13 protein-coding genes are annotated in these 15662 nt (G+C 59.7%); 12 read left to right on the top strand and 1 reads right to left on the bottom strand.

Features of this window, described 5'->3' with window-relative positions:
- Positions 1–263 precede the first annotated feature (263 nt).
- Positions 264–821, top strand: a complete 558-nt coding sequence (locus tag GOQ28_RS06055) for a DUF2076 domain-containing protein (RefSeq protein ID WP_160355811.1) — start codon at positions 264–266, stop codon at positions 819–821.
- An 81-nt stretch (positions 822–902) separates the two neighbouring features.
- On the opposite strand, the gene GOQ28_RS06050 is transcribed toward GOQ28_RS06055, so the two are convergent.
- Positions 903–1913, bottom strand: a complete 1011-nt coding sequence (locus tag GOQ28_RS06050; RefSeq protein ID WP_160355810.1) for a LacI family DNA-binding transcriptional regulator — start codon at positions 1911–1913, stop codon at positions 903–905.
- 179 nt (positions 1914–2092) lie between these two features.
- Here GOQ28_RS06050 and GOQ28_RS06045 point away from each other — a divergent pair, with 179 nt between their 5' ends.
- The 11 genes from GOQ28_RS06045 to GOQ28_RS05995 all read left to right on the top strand — a co-directional run bounded on the left by GOQ28_RS06045 (position 2093) and on the right by GOQ28_RS05995 (position 15501).
- Entirely contained in the window at positions 2093–3109 is a 1017-nt protein-coding gene (locus GOQ28_RS06045; RefSeq protein WP_160355809.1) for an ABC transporter substrate-binding protein, read from the top strand.
- Between the two features lie 13 nt (positions 3110–3122).
- The gene (locus GOQ28_RS06040; protein ID WP_160355808.1) at positions 3123–4064 is read left to right on the top strand and encodes an MBL fold metallo-hydrolase; all 942 of its coding nucleotides are present in this window, start codon (positions 3123–3125) and stop codon (positions 4062–4064) included.
- Positions 4061–4837: an ABC transporter ATP-binding protein gene (locus tag GOQ28_RS06035; protein ID WP_160355807.1), complete on the top strand. Its 777-nt coding sequence runs from the start codon at positions 4061–4063 to the stop codon at positions 4835–4837. The genes GOQ28_RS06040 and GOQ28_RS06035 overlap by 4 nt, the downstream gene beginning before the upstream one ends.
- Positions 4830–5723 (top strand): ABC transporter permease, encoded by an 894-nt coding sequence (locus GOQ28_RS06030; protein ID WP_160355806.1) that lies wholly within the window; start codon positions 4830–4832, stop codon positions 5721–5723. The genes GOQ28_RS06035 and GOQ28_RS06030 overlap by 8 nt, the downstream gene beginning before the upstream one ends.
- A 174-nt stretch (positions 5724–5897) precedes the next feature.
- Positions 5898–7580, top strand: coding sequence for a thiamine pyrophosphate-binding protein (locus GOQ28_RS06025; RefSeq protein WP_160355805.1), 1683 nt, complete (start codon positions 5898–5900; stop codon positions 7578–7580).
- A gap of 8 nt (positions 7581–7588) precedes the next feature.
- Positions 7589–8308: an SDR family NAD(P)-dependent oxidoreductase gene (locus GOQ28_RS06020; protein WP_160355804.1), complete on the top strand. Its 720-nt coding sequence runs from the start codon at positions 7589–7591 to the stop codon at positions 8306–8308.
- A gap of 25 nt (positions 8309–8333) precedes the next feature.
- On the top strand, positions 8334–9305 hold the full coding sequence (locus GOQ28_RS06015) for a Bug family tripartite tricarboxylate transporter substrate binding protein (RefSeq protein WP_160355803.1): 972 nt from the start codon (positions 8334–8336) through the stop codon (positions 9303–9305).
- 2 nt (positions 9306–9307) lie between these two features.
- Positions 9308–10144 (top strand): SDR family NAD(P)-dependent oxidoreductase, encoded by an 837-nt coding sequence (locus GOQ28_RS06010; protein WP_160355802.1) that lies wholly within the window; start codon positions 9308–9310, stop codon positions 10142–10144.
- The gene (locus GOQ28_RS06005; protein WP_202109636.1) at positions 10141–11094 is read left to right on the top strand and encodes an EamA family transporter; all 954 of its coding nucleotides are present in this window, start codon (positions 10141–10143) and stop codon (positions 11092–11094) included. Before GOQ28_RS06010 ends, GOQ28_RS06005 begins: the two co-directional genes overlap by 4 nt.
- 188 nt (positions 11095–11282) lie before the next feature.
- Entirely contained in the window at positions 11283–11792 is a 510-nt protein-coding gene (locus GOQ28_RS06000; RefSeq protein WP_160355801.1) for a winged helix DNA-binding protein, read from the top strand.
- Positions 11793–11877: 85 nt separating this feature from the next.
- Positions 11878–15501, top strand: coding sequence for a hydantoinase B/oxoprolinase family protein (locus GOQ28_RS05995; protein WP_160355800.1), 3624 nt, complete (start codon positions 11878–11880; stop codon positions 15499–15501).
- Positions 15502–15662 lie beyond the last annotated feature (161 nt).

The following is a 15662-nucleotide window of genomic DNA, read 5'->3' as shown; positions in this document are numbered from 1 at the left end:
TTATAGGTAGAGATTGAGCAGACGCTCGCGCGGCTGCGGGGTACAGCAAGAAATGTTCCTAACGCTATTGGGCACTGGTAGCCTTCGCTCCCGCTATGGTTGCACGGCAGAGCTTACAAAGCTAATGACGGTGAAGCTCGACGAAACTGGAGGCTAACGGGAACCAAAGCGGTATGCCATTGGTCTCTTCACAACACGGCGACTCAGACCGACTGCGGTCGCGCCACCGCTTGAAGCTCCAACTGCTCCATGAGGAATTCAAAATGAACGAACAGGACCGTAATGCTATCGAGAGCGTCTTCAACCGAATTCGAGAGGTAGAAAAACAAGCCCCTCAGCGCGACCCTGAAGCCGAACAGTTGATCCGCGAGGAACTGCAGAAGAATCCCGGCTCGGCCTATTACCTGGCGCAAACCGTGCTGGTGCAACAAGAAGCATTGAAGACGGCACAGGCGCGCCTGCAGGAGTTGGAAAAAACGCCTGCGCAGGCGTCGCGGCCTGCCGCCACGCCATCGACCGGTTTTGGCCGCAGCGCCGCGCCTCGAGAGCCGGCGAAAAGCGGGATGACGACGGGTTTTGGCCGGAGTGCGGCTTCCCCCGCCGGCGGAGGCTTTATGGCAGGCGCCATGCAGACAGCGTTGGGGGTCGCGGGCGGGATGATGCTAGGTAATCTGCTCGGAAGCCTCTTTACTGGCAATGACGCCCACGCGGCGGAACCTCCGCCCCGGGACGAGCCGGCTCCTGTACAAGAGGAAGCGGCGCCCGAGCAGTATGACGATGGATTCGATTACTCGGATGATGGCGGCGATATGGACGTTTGAGACCTGCGCGGGCGGGCGGGCGCACCATCAAACAACCACGATGGCGAACGTCTAAATCCCGTCCGTACTACCAGTTCAGGATCAGACTATTGCGGGCCCGGTAGAGCTGCGCTCGACCAGGTACGTGGGCAGCATCTGCGGGGCGGGCATGGGGCCTTTCGATTCAATGGAATCCAGAATGGTTTGCGCTGCGCGCGCACCAATTTCCAGCGAAGGGAAATGAATCGTCGTCAGCGGCGGGTAGGTATACGGTGCGAATTCGCTATCGTTGAATCCGATCACGGACACGTCCTCGGGGATACGCTGCCCATGCTCGCGCAAACATGCCATCGCGCCATGCGCGAGATAGTCATTGCCACAAATGAGGGCGGTGAACGACTCGCCGGTTTCCAGGAGCTTGCGCGTGGCCTCGAAACCCTCTGGGAATCCATAATCCGTCTCGACAATCAGCTTGCGCGATAGCACGCCACCGCCCGAAGCAATAGTTTCCAATAAGGCCTGATAACGTTGACGCGCCCGCAGGTTGGAGGCGAGATCCCCACTGATAAGGGCGAACTTCCGATGGCCCAGGCCTAACAGATGTTCGGCTGCCTGTTTGCCGCTCTCATAGTTGTCAAAGCCGATTGCCCCTGCAGGGGCCTCCTTGGCGTCGGCCCAGATGGTGGCCACGGGAAGGTTATGTTTAGCGATGAGATTGCGCCATTCGGGTGCCCAATCGTTCCCGAGCAAGACGACCCCGTCGACCCCGCGTTCAATCAGCGTTTTCAGAGGGCGCAAGTCATGTTGTTCCTTAAGCGGCGGTTGCGCCAATAGGAGCGTGTAGTTTGCCTGACCGAGCCCATGACGCAGGGCTTGGATCGTCTGCGCGAAAGCCGAGACGCCCATCCTAGGCACAACGGCACCGACCGTGTACGTGCGACCCGACACCAGGGCGCGGCCAATCCCCTGCGGCACATAACCCAGCGCGGTCACCGCGATGTTGACGCGCTCACGCGTCTGCGCATCAACCATTTCCGGCCGGTGTAGAGCGCGCGATACGGTGCTGATGGAAACGCCAACCATGCGTGCCACATCTTGCAAACTGGCGGGCATATCAGTTTTCTCCCTTCTGACTGCAAACGAATGTCAAAAATATACCACTCCGCTTACCGAGCGGAGGAGGTGTATTGACCAGCTCATGCAAACGTTTGTATTATGCAGCGCATAGAACAACCCGGCCATCGAAGCTTGTTTTGATAAAGCCGGAAATTTATAAGCGCAGGAGACAATCTATGAAATTCCCGAAGTTAGCGTCCCTTTTGAGCATCGCAGGCGCGGCGCTCTGCGTGGCCAGCGCGAACGTGTATGCGGAGGCAAAGGAAGTCCGCCTGGCACGTCAATATGGCATTGCTTACTTGCCGCTCATGGTGATGCAGGAAAAGCAACTGGTCGAGAAACATGCGCGCGAAGCAGGGTTAGGTGATGTGAAGGTGAGCTGGAACCAGTTCACCGGTGGCTCGGTCATGAACGACGCACTGATTGCCGGCGCACTGGACTTTGCCGTGAGCGGGCCTCCGCCGTTTTTGACGATGTGGTCGCGCACCCAGAACACGCCCGTCAATGTCATTGGCCTGGCGTCGTTGAACACGATGCCCATGCAGCTCGTGACCCGCAATCCTGATGTCAAAACGGTAAGCGACTTCACCAGCAAGGACCGGATTGTCGTGTCGGGCGTGAAGGTTTCCACCCAGGCCGTTGTGCTGCAAATGGCTGCAGCCAAAGCATTCGGCCAGGAAAAGTATGACGTACTCGACAAACTGACTATCGCGATGCCACTGTCCGACAGTATGGCGATTATGTTGTCGGGTAAAGGCCAGGTGACCGCCGATTTCACCGTGCCGCCGTTCTCCTACCGCGAGCTCAAGCAGCCCGGCTTCCATACGGTGCTCGACACGTTCGAAGTGCTCGGGGCGCCCAGTTCCACGAACGTTCTATACACCACGAACCGATTTCAGAAGGAAAACCCGAAGCTCACGCAAGCGGTATTGGACGCGCTGGACGAAGCGCAGAAGTTCGTCAGCGAGAACAAGGAAGAGGCGGCACGTATCTATCTGTCGATCACCAAAGACAGTGACAGCGTAGAAGATGTGGTCGAGATGCTGTCTGACCCGCGGGTCAGCTATAGCCTGACACCGCAAGGCATGATGGCGTTCGCGGACTTCATGCATGGCATTGGCACGATCAAAAACAAACCGGCGTCCTGGACCGAGCTGTTTATTGACAAAGTGCACGCCCTGCCTGGGAACTGATTGGGACGCCACCATGAGATTGCAGATCGGCGATGTCGCCATTGACCGGATTGAAGAATCATTGGGGCTGGGTTTTCAGCCACACGAGCTCTTTCCGGCGTATGAGCCGCGCATGCTTGAGCCGGTTCAGGACTGGATAGCACCCGGGTTCTACGACCCGACGGTGTGCCGGTTTCGCACGAGCATTCACAGCTGGCTGGTGCGCACGCCCAAACACCTGATTTTGGTGGACACGTGTGTCGGCAATCATAAGAGGCGGCCTCACGTCCCGCGTTTCGATATGCGGGATACGCCGTGGCTATCCCGGCTAGCCGATCTGGGTGTGGGCGTGGAAGACATCGACTATGTGATGTGCACGCATCTGCATTGCGATCACGTCGGCTGGAATACCCGGCTGGTAGACGGACGATGGGTACCGACGTTTCCGAACGCTCGATATCTGTTTGGCCGTGCGGAATTCAATCGCTGGGATGCACGACGAGCTGACTATCAGCACAGACCGATCAATGACAACGTGTTCGAAGACAGCATTCTGCCCGTGGTCGAATCCGGCCAGATGGTACTGGTTGAGGATGGCTTCGATATCGATGGCGTGTTGATCGTTGAACCGGGTCCCGGCCACACGCATGGCCATATATGTATCCGACTCGCCTCGCAAGGCCACTCAGGATACTTCACGGGGGATATCTTTCATCACCCCCTGCAGATCCGCTATCCCGAGCTATATACGGGCTTTGACGATGTGCCGGAACTGGGCATACAGACGCGCAGACGATTGTTATCGGCCTGCGCGGATGACCATGCGCTCTTGTTGCCGGCCCACTTCGCCGAGCCACACGCCTGTCATATCCACCGTCGTTCTGACGGGGACTATGAACCAGACTTTGCATCTGTACAAGCATTCATAAACGGCAACCGCCTGCCTGCAGGCCATGAAGCCGGGGAGACAGTATGAACCAGCCCTTAGTCGAAGTAAAAGGCGTCACCCTGCAGTATCGAACGCCCGAACACCTGGTCACCGCGACGTATCGCGTCGACTTCACCGTCCAGAAAGGTGACCGGTATATCTTGCTCGGTCCCTCTGGATGCGGGAAATCCACGCTATTGAAGGCGGTGGGTGGCTATCTGCGGCCCACTGAAGGCCAGATCCTGCTGCAAGGCAAACCAATTACCCGTCCCGGGCCGGATCGGATGATGGTATTCCAGGAATTTGATCAGCTGCTGCCGTGGAAAACGGTGAAGCAGAACGTGATGTTCGCGCTTGAAGCCTCGGGACGCCTGAGCGGCAAACAGGCCGAGGAAAGAGCGCTGCACTATCTCAACAAGGTCAACCTGGGCAAGTTCGTCGACAGCTATCCACACATGCTCTCGGGCGGGATGAAGCAACGCGTGGCGATCGCGCGCGGCATGGCCATGGAGCCCGACGTCATTCTGATGGACGAGCCTTTTGCCGCGCTGGACGACTTAACGCGCCGCAAGATGCAAGACGAACTGATGCAGCTGTGGGACGACACGCATTTCACGGTGTTGTTCGTCACGCACTCGATCCCCGAGGCGGTGCGTATTGGCAACCGTATCCTGTTGCTGTCTCCCCACCCTGGCCGCGTGAAAGCCGAATTGAATGGTGTGGATTGGAACAGCCCACACGAAGGCGCCCAAGCCGCGCTGGAAGACGAAATCAAACATCTACTATTCGCGGATCATGTCGAAGAGGTCAGTCATGCGTGAGAATGTGATGGTGAACCAGGCTGTGGGTCATCCCCCCAGCGCCCCTAACGCCCCCAATGACGCTGCCACGCTGCAGGTCACGCAAAACACATTGCCACTGGCCGTGCGTCTATGGGACCAAGGATGGATACGCAAGACATTCGTGCTGGTCATCCTCGCCGGTATCTGGCAAGGCTACGCCCTCTATCTGAACAACGATCTGCTGCTGCCGACCTTCGTCGACACTTGTCAGGCGCTGTGGAACAGCATTGTCGCGGGCGAACTGCCGGACCGTGTGCTGAGCTCGCTCGATATACTGATGATTGGTTATGGCGTGGGCCTGGTCATTGCCGCGGTGCTGACGCTACTGGCCATCACGAACCGGCTGGCCACCGACTTCCTCGAAGTCATGACAGCGATGTTCAACCCGCTGCCCGCGATCGCGCTATTGCCATTGGCGCTGATCTGGTTTGGCCTGGGTAAGCTGACCATCGTGTTTGTGTTGGTGCACTCCGTGTTGTGGGCAGTGACGCTCAACACCTATTCAGGTTTTCAGTCGGTATCGGCGACCTTGAAGATGGTGGGCAGAAACTACGGCATGTCGCATCTGTCTTTTGTCATGAAGATACTGATTCCGGCCGCCTTTCCCAGCATCCTGTCGGGGCTGAAGATTGGCTGGGCGTTTGCCTGGCGCACGCTGATTGCCGCGGAGCTGGTGTTCGGCGTGAGTTCCAGCAGTGGCGGCCTGGGTTGGTTTATTTATGAGAAAAAGAACCAGCTGGACACCTCGGCGGTATTTGCCGGACTGTTGACCATCATCATCATTGGCCTCGTCGTGGAGAACCTGATATTCCGCACGATCGAGCGACGTACTGTCCAACGCTGGGGCATGCAGGCCGCTGCCTAACGCCGGGTCGATGTTCCAGCAACGAATCCCTCTACCACGGCGGCGCCCGTCAAGCTTTAACCGCAACGGCAGCGCCGCTACACAATCCTGACCAAACTTTTTTATTTATTAGGGATACATCCGTCGTTAAATGCAAGCGTTTGCATGTATCTCTGTTTTCCAAGGATGCCAAGCATGACTACTACCAAAAAAGCCGTTGTCGAAACCCTGCTCGAATGTGGCGTTACCCACGCCTTTACGCTGCCCGGCCTGGGCATCACTTGGATGCTGGATGAGTTTCATGAGGTGCGCGACAAATTGCGCGTGGTGCTTACCCGCAGCGAGCAGGTGGCGTCGGTGATGGCGCAGGTATATGGTCGGTTGACCGGCAAGCCGGGCGTATATATGGGGCAGGGGCCGTTCGCCAGCACCACCGGTGCCTTCGGCATTATCGAAGCGTACTTCGCTGGCACACCGATGGTCGTCCTGACGGATACCTCGTGCTATGACGGCTTTGGCATGTACGGCGTCTACCAGACGATGACGGGCGACTACGGCGCGGCCGACATTCAGGCCGTCATGAAGACGATGACCAAGTTCTGCGCCTATGCGACCGAGCCGCACGAAGCGGTTTATGGCCTGCAGCTGGCCTATAAGCACGCCTCGCTGCCGCGCACCGGCCCAGCCGCGGTCATCATGAAGAGCCCGATCATCAAGCGCGAAATCCCCGAAAACGCGCGCGTGAAGCTCTACCCGTCCAAGGGCTATTTGCAGTATTGCCCGCCGGCCGTGGACAAGGAAGCGGTCGCACGCGTCGCACAACTGGTAGCCAAAGCCACTCGTCCAGTCATCATCGCAGGCAACGGTTTGCAAAACGATGCTGGGCGCGAGCGCCTCGCGGCGGTCGCGGGTCGCGCCGGCATTGCGGTGCTGACCAGCTATAACGGCAAGGGCGTGATCGACGAGACCAGCGACATCGCGGCAGGCATGCTGGGTACCTGGGGTTCGCGTACCGCTAACCGTTGCCTCGAACGCGCCGATCTCGTGCTGGTGCTCGGCTCGAGCCTGGGACCGGATTATCTGCGTTTCCGCGACGAAAAAATGATCAATCCGGCGCAGCAGACGTGGGTGCAGGTAGACGTCGATCCGCGCAACGCGGGTTGGGTGGTTCCCGTTAACGAGGCGGTCACGGCCGACGCGGCGGAATTCCTGCGCGAGCTGGCTGAGCATGAGCTCGGCGAATCGCAACGCCAAAGCCGTATTCGTCATCTGACGGGACTGAAGGAAGAGTACGGCTATAACTCCTTGCCCGAACTGCCAGTGGCCGAAGGCACGTTGCACTACACGCATATCATCCGCGCACTCGATCAAACGCTCACGCCCGACAGCATGCTGACCTTGGACGCCGGCAACAATCGTATTTGGGCCACCAGCGCATTGCGCATCAAGACGCCCGGTCAGCTTGTGGTACCAGGCGGCGTGGGCGGCATGGGCTGGGGTCTGCCTGCGGCGGCCGCCACCAAGCTCGTTTATCCCGAGCGCCATGTCATCAGCCTGATCGGTGATGGTGGCGCCGCGATGACCTTCACCACGTTGGCGACTTGCGTGCAGGAAAACCTGCCAATTACCGTTATTGTCGCGAACAACCATGGACTGGGAATGGTTCGCGACAACATGAAGGGTCGCCGGATCGCGGTTGATTTCAGCGATACCGACTTTGCGATGATGGCGCGAGGCATGGGCTGCCATGGCGTTCGCGTCAACACCTACGAAGGCTTGCTCAAAGCCCTCGAAGAGGCACGCACCGCGACCGTTCCCACGGTGATCGACGTCAATGTGGACACCGCAGCGAGCCACGTTCCCGCTTCCGACTATTGAGGCTTGAAATGAAAGAACCCGTTGTGGTCATTACAGGCGGCGCCAGCAATATCGGCTGGGCATGCGTGCAGAACTTCAGTGCGACACACTCGGTCGTCATCGGCGACCTCAAGCATCCGCCGCAGACGGCTGCCAACGTGTCGTTCATCGAGACCAATATCGCCAACCCGGATTCTGCGGCGGCCATGATGCGCTATGCGGCGGACCTTGGGCCGGTCGAGGCCGTCATCCATTGCGCGGCCATCACGGCCCCGGCCAAGCCCGTCGAGGAAATCACGCCGGAAGAGTGGGTCAAGGTGATCAACGTCAATCTGAACGGCGCGTTCTTCGTGGCGCAGGCCGCGATCCCTTATCTGCGAGAAACAGCCGGTGCGATGGTGATGGTTGCCTCGCGCGCGGCCCGCACGGGATACGCCGCGTTGTCGGCTTCGCCTTCTGGCACGAAACCGCATTACTGCGCGTCCAAGGCCGGCGTGCTGAGCCTGGTCAAATCGCTCGCCATCGAGTTGGCGCCACAAGGCGTCAGAGTCAATGCGGTCGTGCCCGGCTCCATCGAAGGGACGATGATCCCCAAGGAGCGGTGGGGCGAACTGTCCCGGCAGATTCCTTTAGGCAGGCTGGGCACGCCCGAGGAGATCGCGGAAGCGGCGAGATTCCTGACCTCTCCCGCCGCAAGGTACATCACAGGCCACTCGCTGGATGTCAACGGCGGGACGTGGATGAATTAGGTCACACACCTGAGAGGAGACTGCTATGTTTAAGAAGTGGATCACGGCAACGATTGCCGGCGTGTTGTTGAGTGTGGGTGGGCCGGCCTGGGCCGCCGACTATCCAAACCGGCCGGTAAAGGTTGTGGTCCCCTTCCCGCCGGGAGGGGCGACCGATGTGGCGGGACGCCTGGTGGCCGAACGCTTGCAAAACGCGTTTGGAAAACCCTTTGTGGTGGAGAACCGATCAGGCGCGAGCGGAAATATTGGCGTGGGCGAGGTGGTCCGATCGCCCGCGGACGGCTATACGCTGGTCGTCGGGGCGCCGCAGACGCTCACCATCAACCCGCTACTGTTTAGCAATATCCCGTTCGACCCGAAAAAGGATCTGGACCCTATCGTCATGGTGGCGTCCGTTCCTAATGTGTTGATCGTGAATAAGGATCTGCCGGTTAACTCCGTGCCTGAACTCATTCAATACATCAAGGACAATCCTGGCAAGGTTCGCTACGGCTCCTCCAGCGTGGGCGGAACGCCGCACTTGTCTTCCGAGATGTTCGCATCGATGACAGGCACGAAGATCGCCCATATCCCTTACCGTGGCAGCGCGCCGGCTTTGCAGGACCTGCTGGGTGGTCATATCGAAATGATGTTCGATAACCTGCCCGCCTCCTTGCCCCAGATACGTGCCGGCACCGTCAAGGCGCTGGCGGTGACCACGTTGGAGCGTTCGAAGTCGGCACCGGACATTCCCACACTTGATGAGCAAGGGGTCAAAGGGTTCGAATCGCAGGGCTGGTTCTCGCTTTTAGCCCCCGCGGGCACGGATCCAACAATCGTGGAACGCATCAACGGCGTGGTTAATGAGGCGTTGCAAGATCCGGAATTCCGCGCCCGTCTGGCCAGCGTCGGCGCCGATCCTGTCGGTGGATCCTCCGAAGATTTCCGCAACGCGATTCAGGCGGAAAGCAAGCGCTGGGCGAAGGTCATTCAAGAAGCCGGCATCAAAGTGGAATAACCATGTCAGACGCTTCAATTTACTCAGAAGCCACGCCCGAAGTCTCCGAGCAACTGCTGGCGGTTGCGTGCCGACGGTTTTCTTCTCGCACCGCATTAGTAACGGGCGCGGCGCGAGGTATTGGTTTTGCCACCGCCGTGCGCCTGGCGGCAGAAGGCGCACAAGTGTGGATAGCCGACCGCGACAACGATGCACTTGAGCGTGCCTACGCCGCGGCTCGCGCGCATGGCATCACGCTGCACCACGCGATCATGGATTCTGCTTGCGCAGACAGCATTCGCTCGGGAATTGCTGATATCCAGGCCAAAGCGGGAGGCGTAGACGTATTGGTGAATAACGCGGGCGGATCGCTGCACACTCCTTTTCCTTTGATGGAAGAAAGCGGGCGAGACTGGGAACGCGTCATGACGCTGAACGTCATGTCGGTGGTGTGGACGAGCCAGGCGGTACTACCATCCATGATGCAACGGCGTTATGGCCGTATCGTGAATTTTGGCTCCAAGGCGGGCCGGTTTTCCAGCCTGATTGCGGGCGCCAACTATGCGGCGTCCAAGGGTGCCGTTGCCGCGATGACCCGGCAAATGGCCACGGAGTTTGGCCCCAGCGGGATCACTGTCAATTGCGTATGCCCCGGCGTCGTGATGACCGAACGTACCCAGCGCCTCTGGGCCGAACGCAGAACCGAAGAGGAGCGCGCCAAAATCCTCAGCGATATTCCACTACGGCGCTATTGCTCGGTGGAAGACGTCGCGGCGGCAGTATCATTTTTAGCCTCCGACGATGCGTCGTTCATCACGGGTGTGGCACTGGATCTTAACGGCGGGCAGGCAATGGCATGAGAACAAGCGTATTGAATTCAAATATACCGTCGTCACCGCTGGCGCTGAGCGGAGGGGATATCCTTTCCGCGCTCGCCGTCGTGGTGATCTGGGGCCTGAACTTCGTGACGATGAAAGTCGCGTTGGTCGACTTCACGCCATTCCAACTCGGTGCCGCGCGATATGTGTTCGCATTGCTCCCGTTGATCTTTCTGGTGCGCGCGCCAAAGGATGCGTGGAAGTGGTTGTTGGCTTATGGGCTGTGCCAAGGCGTGGGCCAGTTCGGTTTGCTCTTTGTGGCACTGAAGGTCGGCATGACCGCCGCGCTGGCGTCGGTGCTGATGCAGACTCAGGTGTTTTTCACGGCGATCTTCGGCTATGTGCTGCTCAAGGAAAAATTGACGCGGCCCCTGCAACTCGGCTTGGTATGTGCGGCGGTTGGCTTGGGATGCTTCGCGATGAACTATGTGGGCGACCATGCCGACCGTTCCTTGCTGGTTGGCACAACCGTCGCGGGGTTCCTGCTGAATCTGGCCGCCGCCGCGATGTGGGCGGGCTCGAACATTATCGCGCGCCGGGCACAGCAGAAGGTCGAGGGCTTTAACGCGCTCGGCTTCGTGGTCTGGTCCAGCCTGGTGCCTATCATTCCGTTTTGTCTGGCAAGCTGGCTGCTTGACCCCGTTGAAACCCGCTGGGCATGGACCTCGGCGTCGTGGGCGAGTTGGCTCTCGGCGATTTATCTGGGATGGTTCGCGACGATCCTGGCCTACGCACTGTGGACCGGATTGCTACGCCGTCATCCCGCCAACCGTATCGCGCCGTTCAGTCTGGGGGTGCCGGTCATCGGATTGCTGGCTGGGGTGTTAATGCTGGGCGAAACCGTGACGTCTTGGCAGTTAGCCGGGGCCACGTGCATCGTGGTGTCCCTGGGGGTTGTGCTGTTGTGGAAGCCATCTACCAGTAAATCCTAGCGGGCACACCCACGCCGATCACGCTCACTCCCGCGTGGATTTACCTTTACGCAGGCCGGCCCTTTAGCCACAAGGGCCGGTGTTTTTTGCGCTCGAAACTCGGGAAGGCCTACGGTATCACCGAATTTTTATTGATGAATTATCGACAAATTGATAGCATTCCGTAAACGATGCTCAATTTTTCGCCTATGAAGTCTCCCCTTATCGCGTCATCGGCACATCTGGCCGACGGTAGTGCGCCCGACCTGTCGGAGGTCGAATTCGGCCTTATGATCGCCAGCCATGCCTTCGACCGCTGGATCGTTCGCTGCATGGCCGCGGCCGGATTGCCGGACCTGACGCCAACCGACGTCATGGTGTTTCACCACGTCTACCATCGTCAGCGGGCGAAGAAGCTCGCCGATATCTGCTTCACGTTAAATATCGAAGACACCCACATCGTTAACTATGCGCTCAAGAAACTCGACCGCATGGGCATGGTGCGCGGCGAGCGCAATGGCAAGGAGGTCTTCTATAGCGTGACGCCCGAAGGCGCGGCCATCATCAAACGGTATGGGGAGATCCGCGAACAGTGCCTGACCACGGGCTTGACCGCGCCAAATGGCGGCGAACTCGAATTCAGCCGCCAACTGGCGCATACGCTGCGGGCGCTATCCGGCTTGTACGACCAGGCGGCGCGAGCGGCGACCTCTCTTTGATTCAAACACGCGGGGTATTGCCCCGCCAGCAACAACCGACCGGTGCGACATACGTCCCGGCGGCCTCTAGTAGTCGAGGTTATTTATGAAATGGCAATTCTGGATTGATCGTGGGGGTACGTTTACCGACATCGTGGCGCGACGCCCCGATGGGACCACCACCACCGCGAAAGTGCTGTCGGAAAACCCCGAGCAGTATCGCGATGCGGCCGTTGCCGGGATCCGTAAACTGCTGGGCATCGCGCCCGGACAGCCCGTACCCGCCGATCAAGTCGAATGCGTGAAGATGGGCACCACGGTCGCGACCAATGCGCTGCTGGAGCGCAAAGGCGAGCGTACCGTTCTGGTGACCACCAAGGGTTTCCGCGACGGGCTGCGCATCGCGTATCAGAACCGTCCGCGCCTCTTTGATCGCAACATCGTCTTGCCCGAATTGCTGTACGAGTCCGTGGTCGAAGCCGATGAGCGCATGGACGCCAAAGGCGAAGTGGTACGTCCATTGGACGAAGCCGCTCTGCGCGAGAATCTGCAGCGTGTCTATGACGATGGCGTGCGTTCGGTCGCCGTCGTGTTCTTGCACGCTTGGTACGCGCCTGCACATGAAAAACGCGCCGCCGACATCGCGCGCGAGATCGGGTTCACGCAGGTATCGGCCTCGCACGAAGTCAGTCCGTTGATCAAGTATGTCTCGCGTGGCGACACCACGGTGGTCGATGCGTATCTGTCGCCCATCTTGAAGCGCTATGTCGATCGGGTGGCGAGCGAATTGCCCGGCATCCGCCTGATGTTCATGCAATCCAGCGGTGGCTTGACCGATGCGCATCGCTTCCGCGGCAAGGACGCCATTCTGTCCGGCCCGGCGGGCGGCATTGTCGGCATGGTTCGCACCAGCGAGCTGGCTGGCTTTAATCGCATCATCGGATTCGATATGGGTGGCACGTCCACCGATGTGTCGCACTATGCGGGTGAATTCGAGCGCGAGTTCGATACGCAAGTCGCTGGCGTGCGCATGCGTGCGCCGATGATGAGCATCCATACCGTGGCCGCGGGCGGTGGATCGATCCTGCATTTCGATGGCGCGCGTCTGCGCGTGGGCCCGGATTCGGCTGGCGCCAACCCCGGCCCGGCGTGCTATCGCCGTGGCGGCCCGTTGGCCGTGACGGACTGCAACGTCTTGCTTGGCAAGATTCAGCCAGATTACTTCCCGCGTGTCTTTGGCCCGCAGGCCGATCAGCCGCTGGATGCCGACGTCGTACGCGAGCGCTTTACCGCGATGTCTGACGAAATCCGCACGGCCACCGGCCGCGAGATGACGCCTGAGCAACTGGCCGAAGGCTTCCTCGAAATCGCCGTGGGCAATATGGCCGAAGCCATCAAGCGCATCTCGGTGCAGCGCGGCCATGATGTGACCGAATACGCGTTGACCGTGTTCGGTGGCGCGGGTGGTCAACACGCTTGCTTGGTTGCCGACGCGTTGGGCATGACGACGGTTTTCGCGCACCCCTTGGGCGGCGTGCTGTCGGCCTATGGCATGGGCTTGGCCGATCAGACGGATATGCGTCAAAAGAGCGTGGAGAAAGTACTCGACGCAGCATTGATGGCTGAACTGCAAAGCGAGCTCGACGAGCTGGCCGCACAAGCTCAAGGCGAGCTGGAACGTCAGCATGTGCCGCAAGATCAGATCCGTGTATTGCGTCGTCTGCACCTGAAATACCGAGGCACCGACACCGCACTGGAGGTCGCGTTCGCGGACATCGAGCAAGTTCAAAAGGACTTCGAGGCCGCTTATCGTCAGCGTTATTCGTTCTTGATGCCCGGTCGTGAACTCGTGGTCGAGACCATTTCGGTCGAAGCAACCGGCGGCGGCGAACCGGCGACGGAGCAACCAGAAACGCGCACCCGCGACACCGCACTCGCTGCGCGCGAAACCGTGCAGATGTACGGGCAGGGCGCATGGCGCGATACGCCGCTGTATGTGCGTGCGGATCTGATTCCGGGTGATGTCATCCCGGGACCCGCGATCATCTCCGAGCCGAACCAGACGACCATTGTTGAACCCGGCTGGCAGGCAGAACTGACGCAGCTCGATCACATCGTGCTCAAGCGCGTCGAGGCACGTCCGGAACGTCGTGCCGTGGGCACTCAGGCCGATCCGGTCATGCTGGAGGTGTTCAACAACCTCTTCATGTCCATTGCCGAACAGATGGGCTATCGCCTGCAGAACACGGCTTACTCGGTCAACATCAAGGAACGCCTGGACTTCTCTTGCGCGATCTTTGACGCCGAAGGCAATCTGATTGCCAACGCTCCGCACATGCCGGTGCATCTAGGATCGATGGGCGAGTCGATCAAAACCATCATGAACGCCAACGCTGGCCGCATGCAGCCGGGCGACGCGTATGTGGTGAATGATCCCTATCACGGCGGCACGCACTTGCCCGATGTCACCGTCATCACGCCGGTGTTCGATCGTGAAGGCAACGAGATCCTGTTCTTTGTTGGATCGCGTGGCCACCACGCCGATATCGGCGGCACCACGCCGGGCTCCATGCCGCCGGATTCCAAGACTGTCGAAGACGAAGGTGTGCTGTTCACCAACTTCCAACTGGTGCGCAATGGCGAGTTCCGCGATGCCGCTGCACGCGAAATCCTGGCCTCGGGCCGCTGGCCCGCGCGTAACCCGGATCAAAACATCGCCGACTTGCACGCGCAGATCGCCGCTAACGAGAAGGGCGTGCAGGAACTGCTGCGCATGTGCGATCACTTCGGTCTGGATGTCGTGCGCGCCTATATGGGCCACGTGCAAGACAATGCCGAAGAAGCCGTGCGTCGCGTGATCTCGGTGTTGAAGGACGGCAAGTTCGAGTACCCCTTGGATAACGGCGCGGTCATTCGCGTCGCCGTCAGCGTGAACCGCGAAGCGCGTACGGCCGTGGTCGATTTCACGGGCACGTCCGCACAGCTGGATAACAACTTCAACGCGCCTGGCGCGATTGCGGTTGCCGCCGTGCTGTATGTGTTCCGCACCATGGTCGATGACGACATTCCGTTGAACGCGGGGTGCTTGAAGCCCATCGAGATCATCATCCCCGAGGGTTCGATGCTGCGCCCAAATCCGCCGGCCTCGGTCGTAGCGGGTAACGTCGAAACGTCGATGTGTATCGTCAACGCGCTGTATGGCGCGCTGGGCGTGCTGGCCGCGAGCCAGGGCACGATGAACAACTTCACGTTCGGGAACGCGCGTTATCAGTACTACGAGACCATCTCGGGCGGCACGGGTGCGGGTCCAATGCGCATCGATGCCGCGGGACCCCATGACGAAGGTTTCGCGGGTACGTCGGTGGTTCAGGCTCATATGACAAACTCTCGTCTGACCGACCCTGAAGTGCTGGAGCTGCGCTTCCCCGTGCGTCTTGAGTCGTACGAGATCCGTCACGGTTCGGGCGGCGCGGGCCGTTATCGCGGCGGCGACGGTGGCATTCGCCGCATGCGCTTCCTCGAGGACATGACGGCGGCCATTCTGTCGAACAATCGCGTGTATGCGCCGTTTGGCTTGGCGGGCGGTAGCCCGGCGATGGTCGGCCGCAACTACATCGAGCGTGCGGATGGAACGGTTGAAGAGCTGGCAGCGCAGGATAGCGCGCAGTTGCGTGCGGGTGATGTGTTTGTCGTGGAAACGCCGGGAGGTGGTGGATACGGCGCGGTATAAGCGTTGCGCCAGAATGTCCGACTGACGCTGATGGCGGGGTCGGACATCCCCCACGTGATGCCCCGTGCATAAGATTCAGGGCCTGTATTCCTAATCGTAGGGATACAGGCCCTGAACGTTATGAGGGCAGCAACTCTGCCCGGTGATAGGCACAGCGTTCA

It is taken from the genome of Bordetella sp. 02P26C-1 (genome assembly GCF_009763255.1).
Lineage (GTDB): Bacteria > Pseudomonadota > Gammaproteobacteria > Burkholderiales > Burkholderiaceae_B > Bordetella_A.
This window is presented reverse-complemented; position numbering and strand designations above follow the sequence as displayed.

Excerpts from the sequence above, each read along its gene's own strand:
- GOQ28_RS06015 (WP_160355803.1), top strand. The coding sequence starts at position 8,334 with ATGTTTAAGAAGTGGATCACGGCAACGATTGCCGGCGTGTTGTTGAGT.
- GOQ28_RS06055 (WP_160355811.1), top strand. The coding sequence starts at position 264 with ATGAACGAACAGGACCGTAATGCTATCGAGAGCGTCTTCAACCGAATT.
- GOQ28_RS05995 (WP_160355800.1), top strand. The coding sequence starts at position 11,878 with ATGAAATGGCAATTCTGGATTGATCGTGGGGGTACGTTTACCGACATC.
- GOQ28_RS06030 (WP_160355806.1), top strand. The coding sequence starts at position 4,830 with ATGCGTGAGAATGTGATGGTGAACCAGGCTGTGGGTCATCCCCCCAGC.
- GOQ28_RS06045 (WP_160355809.1), top strand. The coding sequence starts at position 2,093 with ATGAAATTCCCGAAGTTAGCGTCCCTTTTGAGCATCGCAGGCGCGGCG.
- GOQ28_RS06040 (WP_160355808.1), top strand. The coding sequence starts at position 3,123 with ATGAGATTGCAGATCGGCGATGTCGCCATTGACCGGATTGAAGAATCA.
- GOQ28_RS06035 (WP_160355807.1), top strand. The coding sequence starts at position 4,061 with ATGAACCAGCCCTTAGTCGAAGTAAAAGGCGTCACCCTGCAGTATCGA.
- GOQ28_RS06010 (WP_160355802.1), top strand. The coding sequence starts at position 9,308 with ATGTCAGACGCTTCAATTTACTCAGAAGCCACGCCCGAAGTCTCCGAG.
- GOQ28_RS06025 (WP_160355805.1), top strand. The coding sequence starts at position 5,898 with ATGACTACTACCAAAAAAGCCGTTGTCGAAACCCTGCTCGAATGTGGC.
- GOQ28_RS06020 (WP_160355804.1), top strand. The coding sequence starts at position 7,589 with ATGAAAGAACCCGTTGTGGTCATTACAGGCGGCGCCAGCAATATCGGC.
- GOQ28_RS06005 (WP_202109636.1), top strand. The coding sequence starts at position 10,141 with ATGAGAACAAGCGTATTGAATTCAAATATACCGTCGTCACCGCTGGCG.
- GOQ28_RS06050 (WP_160355810.1), bottom strand. The coding sequence starts at position 1,913 with ATGCCCGCCAGTTTGCAAGATGTGGCACGCATGGTTGGCGTTTCCATC.
- GOQ28_RS06000 (WP_160355801.1), top strand. The coding sequence starts at position 11,283 with ATGAAGTCTCCCCTTATCGCGTCATCGGCACATCTGGCCGACGGTAGT.